This window comes from Arthrobacter sp. yr096 (genome assembly GCF_900108925.1).
Taxonomy (GTDB): Bacteria; Actinomycetota; Actinomycetes; order Actinomycetales; family Micrococcaceae; genus Arthrobacter.
On record NZ_FNYI01000011.1, the window covers coordinates 101,853 to 117,261 of the forward strand.

General features: G+C 62.7%; 12 protein-coding genes. 8 read left to right on the plus strand and 4 right to left on the minus strand.

Going from position 1 to position 15,409, the window contains the following annotated elements:
• Positions 1-29: 29 nt before the first annotated feature.
• Entirely contained in the window at positions 30-968 is a 939-nt protein-coding gene (locus BMY91_RS20995) for a proteasome assembly chaperone family protein (RefSeq protein WP_090825477.1), read from the minus strand.
• 323 nt (positions 969-1,291) lie between these two features.
• On the opposite strand from BMY91_RS20995, the gene BMY91_RS21000 reads away from it, so the two are divergent.
• From BMY91_RS21000 to BMY91_RS21015, 4 genes are all read left to right on the plus strand, one after another.
• Positions 1,292-2,815, plus strand: a complete 1,524-nt coding sequence (locus BMY91_RS21000) for a leucyl aminopeptidase (protein ID WP_090825479.1) — start codon at positions 1,292-1,294, stop codon at positions 2,813-2,815.
• A gap of 293 nt (positions 2,816-3,108) precedes the next feature.
• On the plus strand, positions 3,109-4,491 hold the full coding sequence (gene lpdA, locus BMY91_RS21005; RefSeq protein WP_090825481.1) for a dihydrolipoyl dehydrogenase: 1,383 nt from the start codon (positions 3,109-3,111) through the stop codon (positions 4,489-4,491).
• A gap of 113 nt (positions 4,492-4,604) precedes the next feature.
• Positions 4,605-6,356 (plus strand): 2-oxoglutarate dehydrogenase, E2 component, dihydrolipoamide succinyltransferase, encoded by a 1,752-nt coding sequence (gene sucB, locus BMY91_RS21010; RefSeq protein WP_090825482.1) that lies wholly within the window; start codon positions 4,605-4,607, stop codon positions 6,354-6,356.
• A 149-nt stretch (positions 6,357-6,505) separates the two neighbouring features.
• On the plus strand, positions 6,506-6,859 hold the full coding sequence (locus BMY91_RS21015) for a hypothetical protein (protein WP_090825484.1): 354 nt from the start codon (positions 6,506-6,508) through the stop codon (positions 6,857-6,859).
• Between the two features lie 100 nt (positions 6,860-6,959).
• On the opposite strand, the gene BMY91_RS21020 is transcribed toward BMY91_RS21015, so the two are convergent.
• The gene (locus BMY91_RS21020; RefSeq protein ID WP_090825486.1) at positions 6,960-7,343 is read right to left on the minus strand and encodes a VOC family protein; all 384 of its coding nucleotides are present in this window, start codon (positions 7,341-7,343) and stop codon (positions 6,960-6,962) included.
• Positions 7,344-7,480: 137 nt separating this feature from the next.
• On the opposite strand from BMY91_RS21020, the gene BMY91_RS21025 reads away from it, so the two are divergent.
• Positions 7,481-7,909 (plus strand): OsmC family protein, encoded by a 429-nt coding sequence (locus BMY91_RS21025; RefSeq protein ID WP_090825488.1) that lies wholly within the window; start codon positions 7,481-7,483, stop codon positions 7,907-7,909.
• 85 nt (positions 7,910-7,994) lie between these two features.
• Here the strand turns inward: BMY91_RS21025 and BMY91_RS21030 are convergent, their stop codons facing one another.
• Positions 7,995-11,477: a S41 family peptidase gene (locus BMY91_RS21030; RefSeq protein WP_090825490.1), complete on the minus strand. Its 3,483-nt coding sequence runs from the start codon at positions 11,475-11,477 to the stop codon at positions 7,995-7,997.
• A gap of 85 nt (positions 11,478-11,562) precedes the next feature.
• On the opposite strand from BMY91_RS21030, the gene BMY91_RS21035 reads away from it, so the two are divergent.
• The gene (locus BMY91_RS21035; RefSeq protein WP_090825492.1) at positions 11,563-12,462 is read left to right on the plus strand and encodes a TIGR01777 family oxidoreductase; all 900 of its coding nucleotides are present in this window, start codon (positions 11,563-11,565) and stop codon (positions 12,460-12,462) included.
• Between the two features lie 45 nt (positions 12,463-12,507).
• Here BMY91_RS21035 and BMY91_RS21040 read toward each other — a convergent pair whose 3' ends face one another.
• Entirely contained in the window at positions 12,508-14,112 is a 1,605-nt protein-coding gene (locus BMY91_RS21040; RefSeq protein ID WP_090825494.1) for a serine/threonine protein kinase, read from the minus strand.
• 151 nt (positions 14,113-14,263) lie between these two features.
• Here BMY91_RS21040 and lipB point away from each other — a divergent pair, with 151 nt between their 5' ends.
• Positions 14,264-14,932, plus strand: coding sequence for a lipoyl(octanoyl) transferase LipB (lipB, locus tag BMY91_RS21045; RefSeq protein WP_090825496.1), 669 nt, complete (start codon positions 14,264-14,266; stop codon positions 14,930-14,932).
• A partial coding sequence (locus tag BMY91_RS21050) for a lipoyl synthase (protein ID WP_143054090.1) occupies positions 14,929-15,409 on the plus strand: 481 nt, incomplete at its 3' end. The genes lipB and BMY91_RS21050, both read left to right, overlap by 4 nt.

The following is a 15,409-nucleotide window of genomic DNA, read 5'->3' on the forward strand; positions in this document are numbered from 1 at the left end:
ATTATGCCTCTGGTCCGATCAAAGATGATTTATTGAGGCGAGTCTTTACGTGCCAGGTACGCTTCGACGGCAGCCCCGAGGTCCTCTGCGTTGGGCAGCTCATCATTCTCATCAGCCAGCAGGGAGCGACGAACGACGCCTTCGGATTTCTCGTCATAACGGGTCTCAAGATTGGTGACCACCGCCTGCACTTCTTCAGAGGCTTCGATTTGTTCGGCGATCTGGCGCCCCACCTCACGGCCCGCTTCGCGGAGACGGTCCGTGGGCAACATCAGGGACGTGGCCGCACCCAGGTACTCCAGACCGGCTACAGCTGCCGGCGGATACTCGGCTTCGGAAAGATAATGAGGCACGTGGATCACGTAGCCTGCCACGTTGCGCTCTGCTTCCGTGAGCCGAAGTTCAAGAATGTGACCAATGGCGGCAGGAACATCCACCGTGGGCTTCCAACTGGAAATGCCCTCGATGAGTTCGGGGCGGTTGCCGTGAACAGTCACGCCCACGGGCCGTGTATGCGGAACCGGCATGGGAATGGAATGGATCCACGTCACCAGATTGACGTCCAGCATTTCCACAATCCCGATGACGGCCCTCGAGAAACGCTCCCACTGGAGATCGGGCTCGAAGCCGGCAAGCAAAAGGAATGGTTGTCCCAGACCATCGTTCAGCTTGTACAAGCCGAGCTTGGGTGCCTGATAGTCCTGCAGGTGGTCCTCCACGAAGCTGATGTGGGGACGGCGCGAGCGGTAGTCGATCAGCTGGTCGGCGTCGAACATGGCGACGACCTCGGCGTCCAGTTCGTCCAGCAGTTCAGCATTGATCTGCCGAACCACATGACCGGCGTCGGCAAAGCCCGTGAATCCCATGACCATATTCAGTCCACGCAACTCCGGGCTGTGGAAGGTCTCGATGTTTCGCGCGTACAGCGATTCGGGGTCCAGGAGGGAGCCGGATATCCGTTCAAACACGGCATGTTCCTTTCGCAATGACAAAGTTCGGGAAGGTCCCGGAGCACCAGCTATCTGGCGCTTTCGGGCACCAGCGTTGGGCTGAGGGACTCTATTAATCGTTACAACGCTGCACATCCAACAGGCATTCCTGCCCCGGATGTGCGGCAGCTCTCATTTAATTGCTGTCCGCAGCGCTCAAGAGACTACGATCGAAAAGGGCCGCCCCGGCGGCCCTGAAGACCAAGGCCGCCGTCGCAAGAGGACGTCGGGCGCGTACCGGGGCAGGCCGCCAAACATGCGGCCCCGCCATGCAATGCAGAGAGAAGTGAGGACACATCCTCGTGGTCAAGACTACTGACATCATCCTGGGCATCATCGCCAAGGACCTGAAAAAGTCCCCCAGCGACGCGCTGGTGATTGGAGTTGCACAAGGCACTGACGGGCCGGTGCTGCTCTCGAATCCTTTGAGCGCAAAGGCAGCCGAGTCAGTGTCGGCCTCCCTGCGGCTTTTGGGGATCACCGGTGCTGCAGACCAGGTACACCGACTGCCCGGACTGCCGGAGACGGGCTCCGGAATTTTGGTTCTTGCGGGAGTAGGCAAACTGTCCGATGCCGGCATCCTCACCGAAGAGGCGCTGCGTCGGGCCGCTGGATCCGCGGTTCGCCAGCTTGCCGGCGTTTCCTCCGCCACCCTGGCATTCCCGACGACGTCTGTCGCCGAGGTCGCGGCCGTTTCCGAAGGCGCCGCGTTCGGGGCCTACTCCTACACAGAGCACCGCTCCAGCAAGGACGGCCTCAAGGCGCCCGTCGCCAAAGCCCTGATTTTCACCGATGTCGATGCCAAAGCGGCGCAGCCTGCACTGGACAGGGCACTTGTGCTGGCCCGTGCGGTTAATGCCACGCGGACGCTGGTTAACCAGCCTCCCAGCCACCTTTACCCGGAATCGTTCGCTGAATCCGCCAAGGAACTCGCCAAGGGCCTTCCCGTTAAGGTCACCGTCTGGGATGAGAAGCGCCTGGAAAAGGAAGGTTTCGGAGGCATCCTCGGCGTAGGTAAGGGTTCCACCCGCCAGCCGCGACTGGTCAAGGTCGAATATGCACCCGCAAAGGCCACCAAGAAAATTGCCCTGGTTGGCAAAGGCATCACGTTCGACACCGGCGGCATTTCCATTAAGCCGGCCCTCGGCATGGGTGACATGAAGAGCGATATGGCGGGCGCCGCCGTCGTACTGAACGCCGTTCTGGCCATCGCCTCGTTGGGCCTGCCCATCAAGGCGACGGCGTGGCTCTGCATTGCGGAGAACATGCCCTCGGGTGCCGCGCAGCGGCCGGCAGACGTCCTCACCGTCTACGGCGGCAAGACGGTGGAAGTCCTCAACACCGACGCCGAAGGCCGCCTGGTGATGGCCGATGGCATCGTGGCCGCCAGCCTGGAAGCACCTGATGCCATCATCGATGTCGCAACCCTGACGGGTGCGCAGTTGATCGCCCTGGGTCTCCGCACGGCCGGCGTCATGGGTTCCGATTCCGTGACGGCGGCCCTGAAATCCGCCGCGGATCGTGCCGGAGAGTTGGTCTGGCCAATGCCGTTGCCGGAGGAACTTCGCCCCAGCATTGACTCGCAGGTGGCGGACCTTGCCAACATCGGTGAACGCAACGGCGGCATGATGACCGCTGCGGTGTTCCTACGCGAATTTGTTGGCAAGAATGGCGACGGCCAACAGATCCCGTGGGCACACGTCGATATTGCCGGCCCATCCTTCAACAACGGCAGCCCCTACGGCTACACCCCCAAGCAGGGAACCGGATGCACTGTCCGCACCCTGGTTGCCTATGCCGAGGACCTTCTGGCAGTTTCCGCCTAGGCGTCACCCCCACGCCCTCCCGGCTGTGCGGGCCCCGCGGAAGACTCTGCAGGGCCCGCACAACCCCGGAATTATGCGGCGTGTAGCGCTGTGTCACAAGTGAACGTGAGTCTCGACACAAGCGCTCCACAAACGCCCGCAGAGGGTGGAGCATGGGTAGGTGGTTCGCTAAGGTGAACTCGATAGTCACAAATGCAAGAGAACTTAGGTGCTGGCATAATCACGGCAGAACAAGTTCCAAAGACCAGATGGCACGCAGTCCCGTGTCATCATTCACGCGAGGGAGCGTTTTAGTGGCCGATCAGGCAACTGCGCAAGAATTCGACATCCTGGTACTCGGTGGCGGCAGCGGCGGCTACGCCACTGCCCTGCGGGCCGTACAGCTTGGGTTCACCGTTGGCCTTGTGGAAAAGGCAAAGCTCGGCGGAACCTGCCTGCACAACGGTTGTATCCCCACCAAGGCCCTCCTGCACTCGGCTGAACTGGCCGACCATGCACGCGATTCCGCCAAGTACGGCGTGAACGTCACGCTGGACAGCATCGACATGCCGGCAGTGAACGCGTACAAGGACGGCATCATCGCCGGCAAGTTCAAGGGCCTCCAAGGACTCATCAAGTCCAAGGGCATCACCGTCATCGAGGGTGAAGGCAAGCTCCAGGGCAACAACACCGTCGTCGTGAACGGCACCGCTTACACGGGCAAGAACATTGTCCTGGCAACGGGTTCCTACTCGCGATCCCTCCCCGGGCTGGAAATCGGCGGCAAGGTCATCACCTCTGACCAGGCCCTCACCATGGATTACATCCCCAAGAGCGCCATCGTGCTCGGCGGCGGCGTCATCGGCGTCGAGTTCGCCTCGGTGTGGAAGTCCTTTGGCGTGGATGTCACCATCATCGAAGGCCTCCCCTCTTTGGTTCCCAACGAGGACGCTTCGATCGTCAAGAACCTCGAGCGTGCCTTCAAGAAGCGCGGAATCAAGTTCACCACCGGCATCTTCTTCCAGGGCGTGGAACAGAACGACGACGGCGTCAAGGTCACTTTGGTTGACGGCCAGACATTCGAGGCCGATCTCCTGCTCGTAGCTGTGGGCCGCGGTCCCGTCACCGCCAACCTGGGCTACGAAGAAGCCGGCATCACCATTGACCGTGGCTTCGTTATCACCAACGAGCGCCTCCACACGGGCGTTGGCAACATCTACGCTGTGGGCGACATCGTCCCCGGCGTCCAGCTCGCACACCGTGGCTACCAGCAGGGCATCTTCGTGGCCGAGGAAATCGCCGGCCTGAACCCGGCCATCGTCGAGGACATCAACATCCCCAAGGTGACCTACTGCGAGCCTGAAATCGCCACGGTCGGTTACACCGAAAAGGCCGCCAAGGAGAAGTTCGGCGACGACCAAGTACAGACCCAGGAATACAACCTTGCCGGCAACGGCAAGAGCTCCATCCTCGGTACCGGTGGCATCGTCAAGCTCGTTCGCCAGAAGGACGGCCCCGTAGTGGGCATTCACATGATCGGTTCACGCATCGGTGAACAGATCGGTGAAGCACAACTGATCGTGAACTGGGAAGCATACCCGGAGGACGTGGCCCAGCTGGTTCACGCCCACCCCACCCAGAACGAAGCTTTGGGCGAAGCCCACCTCGCCCTCGCGGGCAAGCCGCTCCACGGCTAAGTCTTTACCCAAGACAAACGGGTCGGGTGCATGCAGCGGAATCTGCCGGATGCACCCGGCCCGGACCAGCAGAATTCATCCGCACAAAGATCAATAAGGAGAACGGGGACGACATGTCTGAATCCGTTAACTTGCCCGCCCTCGGTGAGAGTGTCACCGAAGGAACCGTCACCCGCTGGCTCAAGCAGGTTGGTGACCGGGTAGAGATCGACGAGCCGCTGCTCGAGGTTTCAACCGACAAAGTAGACACCGAAATCCCTTCTCCGATCTCAGGCGTCATCGAAGAAATCCTCGTCGCTGAAGACGAGACGGCCGAAGTTGGCGCCCCCTTGGTCCGCATCGGCGATGGTTCCGGCTCCGCCGCTCCGGCTGCCGAGGCTGCACCGGCTGCAGAAGCACCCGCTGCCCCCGCAGAGCAGGCCGCGCCCGCCGAGGAAGCTCCCGCCGCTCCGGCCGCTGAAGAAGCACCGGCAGCCGAGGCTCCCGCAGCTTCCGGCGGCGAGGGCCACGAAGTAACCCTTCCCGCGTTGGGTGAGAGCGTCACCGAGGGAACCGTCACCCGCTGGCTCAAGGCCGTAGGCGACACCGTCGAGGTAGACGAGCCGCTCCTCGAGGTATCCACCGACAAGGTGGACACCGAGATTCCTTCCCCGGTTGCCGGCACCCTGCAGGAAATCCGCGTCAGCGAGGACGAGACCGCTGAGGTTGGCTCGGTCCTGGCAGTTATCGGTTCCGGTGCAGCCGCGCCCGCCGCTGCACCGGCTCCTGCCGCCGCTCCTGCCGCTCCGGCACCCGCTGCTGCCCCCGCCCCCGCGGCTCCTGCTGCCCCGGCACCCGCCGCTGCAGCTCCGGCTCCTGCCGCTGCTGCTCCGGCTCCTGCTGCTGCCGCTCCGGCCGCTCCCGCCCCGGCTGCCGATGCCCCCGCATCGGAGTCCGGCTACGTCACTCCCCTGGTCCGCAAGCTTGCAAACCAGCACGGTGTGGACATCGCTGCCGTCGCTGGCACAGGCGTCGGTGGCCGCATCCGCAAGCAGGACGTTCTGGCCGCTGCCGAAGCCAAGCAGGCCGCTGCAGCTCCTGCTGCATCCGCTCCCGCCGCGGCTCCCGCTGCCAAGACAGCTGCCCCGGTGGTCGCTTCCTCCCTGCGTGGCACCACGGAGAAGGCTCCGCGCATCCGTCAGGTCATCGCCCGCCGCATGCGCGAATCGCTTGAGGTCTCGACTCAGTTGACCCAGGTGCACGAGGTCGACATGACCAAGATCGCCAAACTCCGCCTCAAGGCCAAGAACCAGTTCCAGGCCCAGAACGGCGTCAAGCTGACCTTCCTGCCGTTCATCGCCAAGGCCGTTGCCGAGGCCCTGAAGCAGCACCCCAAGCTGAACGCTGCGTACGACGAGTCCAAGCAGGAAATCACCTACCACAACGCCGAACACCTGGCGATCGCCGTGGACACCGACAAGGGCCTCCTGGTCCCCGTCATCTCCGACGCCGGCAACCTGAACCTCGCCGGCCTGGCCGGCAAGATCGCGGATGTCGCAGGCCGCACCCGTGACGGCAAGATCGGTCCGGACGAACTGTCCGGCGGCACCTTCAGCATCACCAACATCGGCTCCGTTGGTGCCCTGTTTGACACTCCGATCATCAACCAGCCCCAGGTGGGCATCCTCGGCACGGGAGCCATCGTCAAGCGCGCCGTTGTGGTTGCTGACGAAAACGGCGACGACTCGATCGCCATCCGCTCCATGATGTACCTGTCGCTCACGTACGACCACCGCCTGGTGGACGGCGCGGACGCGGGTCGCTTCCTCCAGACCCTTAAGGCCCGCCTTGAAGAGGGTGCGTTCGAAGCAGATCTCGGTCTCTAGGACCCACTGCCAATAGCGCGTTTGAATGACAGCAAAGGAGCAGGTTGCCGGTTTCCGGCAACCTGCTCCTTTGCTTTGTCGCCCACGGGCTTTGTCACCCACGCGTGGCTTTGCTACGGGTCGTAGAACCAACTGGATAAGCTGGGGCCATGAGTATTCTCTTCAACATTCTGGTGTTCTTGCACATCGTCGGCGCAGCCATGATTGTGGGCTACTGGATCGCCACCCTCAGGGAGCCAACCGTCCACCCGCGCCAGCGTGACGGCGCCTTCCTTCAGCTCCTGACGGGCATCGCAATGATGGGTCTTTTCCCCCTGCTGCCTGACGCCGATCCCAACTACTTCAAGCTGGGCGTCAAGTTCGCCATCGGCGTCGCAGTTGCAGTCCTCGCAGTCATCGGCTCGCGCAAGGTCAAAAACGGCGAACCCGTATCAACAGGCTTGGCCCATGGTGTAGGCGGGCTTGCCTTGGTCAACATCGCTATCGCCACCCTCTGGAACTAATGTCAGGCGGGCCTGTGGTCCTGCCAGCTGAACTGACAGAAGCCGTCCCAACGTGCCAACGGCACGAATGGGACGGCTTCTGTCTGTCTTCCCTGCGGTGCTACTCCTGGGCTATGCAAAACTCGTTCCCCTCGGGATCTTGCATGACGTCCCAACAGAAGTGCCCGATGTCGTGCGATTCAACCAAGGAAGCACCCAGAGCCTCAGCTTTTCGCCTCAAAGCTGCAGCATCGGCGTCGTGAAGGTCCAAATGAAGCCGACGACGCCCCTCGGTGGGCGCCGCCACCTGCTGAAACGCCAGTTGGGGGAATCCAGGCTCGGACGGCTGCAGCCAAATGAACCCTTCATGTTCTGCCGCAACGGGCGTCGCCAACAGTTCCGACCAGAAGCGCGACAACCGTTCTGCATCAACGGCATTAATCATGATGGATGCGATTCTTGGCCCAGTTCGATGGCCGGCAAGTGACTGTTCTTGAGTATCCATTTCGTCAGTCTAGGGGTCACAATCCACTGTCAGCGGAATGGCCGTGCAGTCCTGACGGCAAGTCCCTAGGATTGATCCCGGTGGCACCTGCCAAAGGCTGGTTGCCGACTTACAACGACCCCCCCCAAGGAGTGGACATGGCAGCAACACGCACCGCACACACGGTTTGGAACGGCAACCTCATCGAAGGCGCCGGCAACACGACGCTGGACAGCTCAGGACTGGGCACGTTCGATGTCACGTGGAAAGCCCGCACCGAGCAGTCCGGCGGCAAGACCAGCCCCGAGGAACTCATTGCAGCTGCACACTCTGCCTGCTTCTCCATGGCGTTCAGCCACGCCCTGGCCGGAGAAGGATTCACTGCAGAAGAAGTGAACACGAAGGCGGACGTTACCTTCGTTCCCGGCACCGGCATCACCGGCAGCCACCTGACCATGACCGCCAAGGTCCCGGGTCTCTCCGAAGAGGACTTCCGCCGCATCTCCGAGGATGCCAAGACAGGCTGCCCTGTTTCCGGAGCACTGGCCAGCATTGAGATCACGTTGGACGCCACCCTGGCTTCCTAGCATTAGCCCCAGGCTTAACGCGGAAGAGCCCCGTCCTTTCCAGCAGGAAAGTGGCGGGGCTCTTCTGTGACCGGACCTGGCCCGTCTAGCCCTTCTGCGGCCGGGAGGGCAGCGGTGCAGGGCGAAGCTTCCGGTAACCTTCGCGGCGCGGAGGACGGTCGGTAGGCAGTTCCTGGATCATTTCCTTGAGTGCGCCAATGCCATACTCAAGTTGCGGATCCGTGCCGGCAGCGTAAGCATGCGGCGGGAACACCACCTCGATGTCCGGCTCCACTCCACGGTTTTCGACATCCCAGCCAATCCCACCGCCGAACCAGGTGGCGTATCGAGGCTGCGTGACACCGGTGCCGTCCGCCAGGGCAAAGCGGTTGTCGATGCCCACCACGCCGCCCCAGGTCCGCGTGCCGATCACGGGGCCGATGCCCCTCAACTTGGAGACCTGGGTGATGATGTCGCCGTCGGATCCGGCAAATTCGTCCGTAAGGATGATCACGGGGCCGCGGGGCGCGTGGTCCGGGTAGGTCCGGGGCTTTTCGCCGCGTGGCATGCTCCAACTGGTCACCTTTCGCCCGATGAGTTCAGCAACCAGTTGCGATGTATGCCCGCCGCGGTTGCGCCGAACATCCACGATCAGACCGTCAAGGGCCGTTTCGGTGTCCAGATCCCGGTGCAGCTGCGCCCATCCGTTGGCCATCATGTCCGGGACATGCAGGTACCCGAACGAGCCATCGGACGCCTCACGGACTGTGCGCCGGTTGGCCCGGACCCAATCCTGGTAACGCAACCGTTCCTCGTCGCGAACGGGCACCACGGCAACGCGGCGTTGGATTCCAGCCGCTGCCCCGTGCCCTTCTCCGTTCAACAGCGTCAGTTCGACGGTCCGGCCAGCGGCGCCGACCAACTGCATCGCGGGCGTCACGGCAGCAGAAAGCCCGACGCCGTCAATCGCCAAGAGCACGTCGCCAACCTTGGCGTCCGCACCTGGTCGCGTCAAAGGTGAAGTAGCCAACGGGTCAGAGGACTCCCCTGCCAGGATTCTGGTGATTTCCCAGCCCTTGCTACCCAGCTGCAGTTCAGCGCCCAGCCGGCCCTGACCATTCCGTCCGTTCTCTGTCACGGCCGCCGGCTTCACGTAGGCGTGTGACGTCCCCAGTTCGCCGTGGATTTCCCAGAGCAGGTCAACCAGGTCATCGTGCGATCCGAGCCTGTCCACGATCGGGCGGTAGCGCTTGTACACCGACTCCCAATCCTGGCCTGCCATGTCGGCCGTCCAGAAGAAGTCACGCTGCAGCCGCCAAGCCTCATCAAAGGCCTGTCCCCAGGCAGCAACGGGATCAAGGATGACACGAATCCTGTTGAGCTCCACCTTGACGAGGTCAGCTGAATCTTCCTCAACCTTGCTGTCAGCAGGAACAGAGGTGATTTGTTTGTCCAGGAGGTAAATGATGCGGCTGAGATCGCCGGAGATGCGGTAGCTATCCACTGCGGTGACGAGCGTGGACTTCTTACGCTTCGCAATGTCATAGCGAACCAGGGACGGGGGTGTTTTCTTGTCCTGGAGGGTGCCCTTTCCTTCTCCGGTGACACCGGACAACTCGGTATCCAGCCACAACAGGGAGCCATCACCAACGGCAAGGTCTGAGTAGTTTCCTTGGGGAACCGGGACGGCGATAACCCGATGAGCCAGGCCTTCCTGGTCCACCCGCACTGCCGGGGCGTCGCCGTCGTCGGACTTTGCAGAGGTGACCTGTCCGTCATCAAGCGAGTCCACGGAAGGCCCGAACGGTGACGGCGTGTCCGCCGCCAGCGCCACCAGGTAGGGCTTGATGGGGCTGGGGAACGACAGATCGAACGAGTGACCGTCATAGACGGGGTCAAAGCTCCGGTTGGACAGGAAGGCCAGGAACTTCCCGTCGGGCGTGAAACGTGGTGATTCGTCGCAGAAGCGCCCGTCAGTGACATCAATGATGCCGGATCCAGGCTCAGCAGGGCGGACAATCCGGAGCTTGCTGCGGGACCCGAAGGACGTTACCGGTTCAGACCAGGCAAGCCACTGGGAGTCACTCGACCACGAGAGCTGCTCAATGGATCCCTCGCCAACACTGACCAGCAGTGTCAGTGTTCCGGCAGAAGTGTCGGCCACATAGACGTCCCCGAACGAGGTCCCAACTGCAATCCACCGGCCATCAGGGCTGGCTTCCAAAGCACTCGTGCGGGTGGGCGTCGGGAAGTCAATGCGGAGATCCGCCACGTCCTCTACTGCTGTGGAGGCCGGCTCGGCTGCCACTCCGCTTACCGTGTCCGCTGACTGCCCGGACGTGGCAGCTTGGCCAGGCTCTGAAACAACCTGGACGGGAGCATTGCCCTGTCCCACCACGTTGGAGGCTGACACGGGCTTCGGCAGCGGGTCCGCTTCCGGTGCCGGTGCGGACGGTTCCGTTACGGCCTTGGGTGCCTCAACGGGGGCAGAGAGTGGCGACGCGATCTGCTTGACGTACAGAGCTTCCACTCCCCCGTGGTCCGCTACGTAGGCGATCCGGCCGTCCGTCAGCGGGCGTGGCAGGCGGGCCCGGACACCCGGCGTAGCCTCCACCACCCGCGAGGGTCCGTCCTTGTGACGCAGCCAGTGAAGGGTACCGTGCGACTCCACTGCGCTGGCCGTGCCTGCAATGTTCGGAACAACGTCGCCAAGATGCTTCGATGCTTTGAGGGGTGCCGGCCGGCGCGCAGGGGACGCAGAACCCAACGTGATGGGGATTCTTGTTGCCACCGCATCGGCGTCCAACGACGGAATGACCCAGAGTTCACCGGCGGATTCGAAGATAACCCTGTTCCCGTCAGTGCTGGCGTGCCTGACGTAGAAGTCCTCGTGGTCCGTGTGGCGGCTGAGGTCTGAACCGTCAGGAAGCACCGAATAGAGGTTGCCATACCCCTCATGGTCGGAAAGGAAAGCAATCCGCCCCTTGACCCACAGCGGATCGGTCAGGTTACCGTCGAGCTCAGGGACCAAGCGCTCAAACTCGCCGTTGCCGTCTGAGTCGATCCAGAGTTTTCCGGCCGTTCCGCCACGGTAACGCTTCCACCACGCGGGTTCGCGGGAGAGGACGCTGGCCAGGACAACGGGCTTCTCGTCACCGATCTCAGGGCCGAAAGCCACCGCTTCCACGGGACCGAAGGGAAGTTCGACGGCGGCGCCACCGTCCAAGGGGAGGCTATAGGCATGCGTGTGGCGGCTTTCCGCTTGCTGGAAAGCACTGGTCACCACAACGTTTCCAGCGGGCGTAAAACCCTTGACCTTCGTAGTGCTGTGGCCGAAGTAGCTCAGCTGCCTGTACCCGCCGCCGTCGACCTGTGCCGTCACCACCTCCGGTGACGTACCCACAACAGCCGTCCACACCAGGGACTCTCCGTCCGGAGTGAACCGGGGGTTCCTGGCCGGAAGTTGCTGGGAGGAAACCCGCCAGGCACGGCCTCCGGAAAGAGGGGCGACCCAGATGTCGTCTTCGGCCACGAAAGTGACCAGATCGCCGTGCACATGCGGGAAACGGAGGTAGCTGGAGGAGGTCATTGTTCGATCATAGTCAAGAGGCAGCCGTCGATTGCGGTACCGACAGGCGTTTCCGCCGCATGCCTTCGCCATGGTGAGATGGGTCATGCGAATCGTGATGTCCGGAGCCTCGGGAATGATCGGAACAGCGTTGGCGGAGCAACTGACCGGCCAAGGCCATGAAGTGATCCACCTGGTCCGGCGGCCAGCCAGGAACTCCGCGGAATGGACATGGGATCCGGCCGCGGGAGAGCTCGACGCCGCCGTACTGGAAGCCACAGACGCCGTTGTCAACCTGTCCGGCGCCGGCATCGGAGACCGCCCATGGACAAAACGGAGGATCCAGGTTCTCCGGGACTCCCGGGTCCAGGCCACCCAGACCCTGACGGCGGCCATGCGCAGCCTCAGCGCACCGCCCCCGGCTTTCATCAGCCAATCGGCGTCCGGTTATTATGGCGCCTCCCGCGACGGCGTGCTGCGGGAGGATTCAGGCCCCGGTGGCGGCGTCCTCGGCAGTTTGTGTGTTGAGTGGGAACGTAGCGCCCATGCAGCCCCGCCGGGTGTTCGGGTTGTTACGCCCAGAACCGGAGTTGTGCTCAGCGCTTCAGGTGGGGCGCTGGGGCCGCTGCTCCCTCTGTTGAAACTAGGACTGGGCGGGCCTTTCGGAAACGGACGCCAATTCTGGCCGTGGATCACGTTGGCGGATGAGGCCAGCGCCCTTGCCTACCTCCTTGCATCTGACCTTGAGGGTCCAGTCAACGTCTGCGCCCCTGAAAGCGCGGACGTCAACGCGATTGTCGCTGCCCTGGCAAAGGCCTTCCACAGGCCCGCAGCGTTCCGCGTGCCGCGACCAGCCCTGAGATTGGTCCTCGGCACATTGGCCGATGAACTCGTTTTGGCCAACCAACAGATGGAGCCCGCCAAGTTGGCCGAAGCGGGCTTTCAATGGCAGCACCCTTCCCTGTCCGATGCCATGAACTGGCTGGTCACGGAAACAGAACGCTAAGGGAGACTCCTGATCCGCTCATCCGACCGGGCCAGGGTGCGGCTGCTACCCGGCGCCGCTGGGAGCCAGAATTTCGAACAGCCACCACCGCCCGTCCGAACGAAGCAAATGCAGGCGAAGATCACGGGGAGTCCCGGCCCCCTGCGTCCTGACAATTTCACCGGACTGGATCCGCTCCTCATAAGCTGAGGTGGAGGCAGTCACCGCTACCAGCACGTCGTCGTCCGCTGAGGGCTCTTCCACCGTCACGGCCGACAACGACGTGATGAATCCGCTGAATACTGCGCCGGTCTCCCTCAAGTGATTGGTCACCAGCTCGTCCGCCGCTGCCGCAGGTGATCCTGGCGCGTTAATAAGGGCCAGAAGCTCCAACTGGCCCTGCCGAAAGGCCATGTCCCGCACGGAAGACATCGCTCGCACAGCCGCCGCAGGATCCGCGGATCCCAGATCCCGGCTCAATCCGACGGGCAGCTCCGCGGAATCCGAGCTGGTTGATGCCTCGCCGGACGGTGCTTCGCTGCCGGCCGTCGACTCCTGCTTCGGTGCCACCGTCACGGACACGTATTGTTGCCAGGCAATCCATCCCGCCACCCCCAACAGCACCCCTGCCATGGCGAGTCGGACCGCCATTCCAGTCGGCCGACTGATTCGCTGCCACCTGGGCCGCCCATCCTGTCGGCGCAGGAATCGTAGCCGGACTGGCCGGAACTTCCGCAGAGACCTCATCCACGACGTTCCGGGGAGCGGCGGACGCCGACGGGCCTGCCTGCGTGTGAGTAACTCGGGAATAACGGACGGGTGCACCGCACCGGATAAGTCCAAGGCCTCAGGAGCCGCACTTCGGAAAATTGCCGTTCCCAATTCCCCCGCCGAGGGCCGCATGTGGGGATCCTCGTCCAAGGCCGCCTCCAGTGCGGCAACCAAGGACTGTGGAACACCCGGAACAAGCAGGGACAAGGGTGGGCGGTGCTGCACTGGCTCCGGAGTGGTTCCAGTCATGCAATACCAACCGACGGCAGCCAGCGAATAGACGTCACGCTGGGGCCGCAACACCCCGTGACCCGGCTGTGCCTGCCACTCCAGCTTTACGGGCTCGATGAACCCGGGGGTGCCGCTGTCCGTGTCCCCGGAAGGGCCACCCAATACCGAGGCGATGCCCAGATCCGCCAAAAGAGGCATTCCCTCGGCCGTGAACAATATGTTCCCCGGCGATACATCCCCGTGCACCGCGCCGTTGACGTGGAGGTACTCCAAGGCTTGCGCGATCGGAGTCAACATGGTGACTGCTTCACCTATCCCCAGTTTCCGCCGCCCGGCCAGGAGGTTCGCCAACGAGCCACCCGCTGCATAGTCCATGACGATTCCGCTGGTTGCTCCACCCGGACCAGCCACAGGAACAACGTCGTGAACCCGGACAAGGTGCTGATGCCGGAAACCCAACAGGAGCTGTACCTCGCGGGATATTTCCACGCCGGCCTGCGCATCTGACACCGCCCCACCAACTCCGGCACACTTAATCGCGAACCGTGCCCCGTCCCTGTCCCTCGTGGCAAGCCACACCGTGCCGCTGCTTCCCTGGCCCAGCTGGCGCGTTACGAGATAGCCCGGAATAACCGGAACCACAGGGGCGGGAGTATCCAAAGTTTCCATAGGAACAGGTCTACCGGACCTTGCGATTCGCCGCAGAAGTTATCCACAGGCGGCTCCCGCCCACCGGCGCCCCTGGCAACAGCGCCGGATGCGACTGAGAGCTTCACCACAAAACCATGGCGCGTCTGCTGCTGGGTCTAAGCTTGAACCCATGACTCTTGAGTTTTCACAATTGGGTCTTGCCCCGGATTTCGTAGATTACATGCAGGGCTGGGACCTGCAGCGCGAAATACACAACAAGGTTGTTGCGGGCGAGAAGAACAGCACGGTCTTGCTCCTGGAGCACGCCGCCGTCTATACGGCCGGCAAACTCACGGAAGATCATGAGCGCCCCTTCGACGGAACGCCCGTAGTTCCGGTGGATCGTGGCGGGAAGCTGACGTGGCACGGCCCCGGACAGCTGATCGCTTATCCCATCCTCAAACTCAAGAACCGGGCCGGCATCCGCGATTATGTTGAACGGCTCGAGGCAACCATGATCGCCGTCATGTCGGACTACGGCATCAAGGCTGTCACCGTAAAAGGCCGTGCCGGCGTATGGATCCTTGCCGATGACAAGGGTCCTGACCGCAAAATTGCGGCTATTGGCATTCGCGTTCTGGACGGCGTCACCATGCATGGTGTCGCCATCAACTGCAGCAACGACTTGGCACCCTACGCACAGATCATCGCCTGCGGGATTACCGACGCCAGTGTCACCACCATGACTCTGGAAACAGGCAGGACCATCAATCCGGCCGACATCGTTGACCGCTTCGTGGAAGAATTCCGCAAGCATGAACAAGCACTCGTTTCCACACCCGAAGGAGCACTCCAGTGACCTTGGCACCTGAAGGCCGTAAGTTGCTGCGCGTTGAGCAGCGTAACTCGGCGGTACCGGTTGAACGTAAGCCTGAGTGGATCAAGGCCAAGGTCCAGATGGGTCCTGAGTTTGTCCAGCTCAAGAACCTGGTGAAGAAGGAAGGCCTGCACACGGTCTGTGAAGAGGCCGGGTGCCCGAACATTTTCGAGTGCTGGGAAGACAAGGAAGCGACGTTCCTGATTGGCGGGTCCGAGTGCACCCGGCGCTGTGATTTCTGCCAGATCGATACCGGTAAACCCTCCCCGGTGGACATGTTCGAACCCACCAAGGTGGCCCGCAGCGTCCAGGCGATGCAGCTGCGCTACGCCACGGTGACCGGCGTGGCCCGTGATGACCTGGCCGATGAGGGTGTCTGGTTGTACGCCGAAACGGTCCGGAAGATCCACGAACTGAACCCGGGCACCGGGGTGGAGTTGCTGATCCCTGACTTCTCCG